The sequence below is a fragment of the Kitasatospora sp. NPDC059571 genome, from assembly GCF_042735675.1.
Classification (GTDB): Bacteria; Actinomycetota; Actinomycetes; order Streptomycetales; family Streptomycetaceae; genus Kitasatospora.
In genome coordinates this window covers 1-1,559 of the sequence record NZ_JBHWBW010000806.1, presented here as the reverse complement: position 1 = coordinate 1,559, position 1,559 = coordinate 1, and the positions used below count along the sequence as shown (strand labels likewise).

At 74.5% G+C, this 1,559-nt stretch carries 2 protein-coding genes; one reads left to right on the top strand and one right to left on the bottom strand.

Annotated elements, in window-relative coordinates; genetic code table 11:
• Positions 1–10: 10 nt before the first annotated feature.
• On the bottom strand, positions 11–1,108 hold the full coding sequence (locus tag ACFV0G_RS39210; RefSeq protein ID WP_380558657.1) for a D-alanyl-D-alanine carboxypeptidase family protein: 1,098 nt from the start codon (positions 1,106–1,108) through the stop codon (positions 11–13).
• Between the two features lie 139 nt (positions 1,109–1,247).
• On the opposite strand from ACFV0G_RS39210, the gene ACFV0G_RS39205 reads away from it, so the two are divergent.
• The gene (locus ACFV0G_RS39205; RefSeq protein WP_380558654.1) at positions 1,248–1,496 is read left to right on the top strand and encodes an SCO4848 family membrane protein; all 249 of its coding nucleotides are present in this window, start codon (positions 1,248–1,250) and stop codon (positions 1,494–1,496) included.
• Positions 1,497–1,559 lie beyond the last annotated feature (63 nt).

Sequence of the window (1,559 nt, the reverse complement as noted above, 5' to 3'; positions counted from 1 at the left end):
CCACCAAGACCTACATCGGCGGCCATGGCAATGCCGCGTTCGGCACGCTCACAGCGGAGCCGGCCGTGTCCGGCACCGGGTTCGGCTCGGCGTCGCCGGTCGGGCTCGCGGTCGCGGGCGCCGCCGCCGTGGGGGCGGTGTCGTCGGCCAGCCGGCCCACCGGGTCGACCCGGTCCGCCGCGGCGAAGCCCCAGTCGAGCAGGGACGCCGCCTCGTCGTACACCTTCTGGTAGGTCGCGGTGTGCATCACGGTGACCAGCAGCAGCCGGCCGTCGCGCTCGGCGGCGCCGGTGAAGGTGGAGCCGGCGTTGGTGGTGTAGCCGTTCTTCACGCCGATCAGGCCGGGGTACTTGCCCAGCAGCCGGTCGGTGTTGGCGATCCCGAAGCTGCCGCGCTGCCCGGTCGTCCGGTCCACCGCGCCGGGGAACTGCGCGTCCCGGGTCGAGCAGTACGCCCGGAAGTCGGCGTTGCGCAGCCCGGCCCGCGCGAACAGCGTCAGGTCGTACGCGGAGGACACCTGGCCGTCCTGGTCGTAGCCGTCCGGGGTGACCACCCGGGTGTCGTGCGCCTGGAGCGCGTCGGCCCGGGCCTGCATCTCGGCGACGGTCTGGTCGATGCCGCCGTTCATGTGCGCGAGCACGTGCACCGCGTCGTTCCCCGAGCTGAGGAAGACGCCCCGCCAGAGGTCCTCCACCCGGTAGTCGAGGTCCTCCTTGATCCCGACCAGGCTGCTGCCCTGACCCATCCCGCTCAGCTCCTCCGCGGCCACCCGGTGGACGGCGTCCCGGTCCAGCTTCGGCAGCACGGTGTCGGCGAACAACATCTTCAGCGTGGACGCCGGCGGCAGCCGGTCGTGCGCGTTGTACGAGGCCAGCACCTCGCCGGTGGTGCCGTCCGCGACCAGCCAGGACCGGCCGGTCAGCCCGCCGGGCAGCCCCGGCGCGCCCGCCCGCGGGGCGACCTGCACCCCGGACCGGGCGAGGCGCTCACCGCCCACCGCGTCCGCGGGGGCCTGCGGTGCGCCCGCGGCCGCGGCCGGCGGGACGGAGATCAGGACGGTGGCGGCTGCGGCGGCGCACCGGTACACGAGGTGACGGGCGATCAGCATTCCGTAGCCGTACCCGTCCGTCGGGCCGCGGCCGCCGCCCCGGCGGACAACTCCCCCCGAACGGATGCGCCCGAGCGCCTGCGCATACTGGTCGGGCAGACCCGCACCACCCGAGCCGACCCGCGCTAAGGACACCCCGATGAAGCTCAGCCGCCGCACCTCCTGGTTCCTCGCCGCATTCGGCGTGTGGTCGCTCATGATCTGGACGACCTTCGTCAAGAACCTCTGGAAGGACTCCGGCGGCCAGGCCTTCACCGGCGGCGACCACTCCCACCCCACCGCGTTCTTCTGGATCCACCTGCTGCTCGCCATCACCTCGCTCGCCCTCGGCCTGGCCATCGGCTGGGTCGGCGTCCGCGGCGTGCGGGCGCACCGCAAGGAGGCCTGAGCCGCCTGGCCCGGCGTCCGGGCCGCAGCAACGCCCCGGGGCCGCGGCGGCGGGGTGGGGGTG